Annotated in this window: 1 protein-coding gene; it reads left to right on the top strand. The window is 65.5% G+C overall.

The window, feature by feature from the left end; genetic code table 11:
* Positions 1-229: aldehyde dehydrogenase family protein (locus R0J88_RS24195; protein WP_410901486.1), on the top strand; the 229-nt coding region annotated here is incomplete at both ends.

The raw sequence follows: 229 nt of genomic DNA, 5'->3' as shown, positions 1-229 counted from the left end.
CGGCAAGCTGGCCCCGGCGCTGGCGGCAGGCTGCACCGTGATCGCCAAGCCGGCGGAGCAGACGCCGCTGCAGGACTTCATCATGGCCGAGATCTTCGAGAAGGTCGGTCTGCCTGCTGGCGTCTTCAATGTGGTGACGGGCGAGGGCAGTGAGATAGGCCCGGTGATGTCCGGACATCCGCAGGTCGACATGGTGTCCTTCACCGGCTCGACCATTGCCGGTAGCAAG

The organism is Pseudoalteromonas sp. SIMBA_162 (genome assembly GCF_046535955.1).
Taxonomy (GTDB): Bacteria; Pseudomonadota; Gammaproteobacteria; order Enterobacterales; family Alteromonadaceae; genus Pseudoalteromonas; species Pseudoalteromonas marina.
Note: the sequence above shows the minus strand (reverse complement) of the source record. Positions and strands in the feature narration are given on the sequence as shown.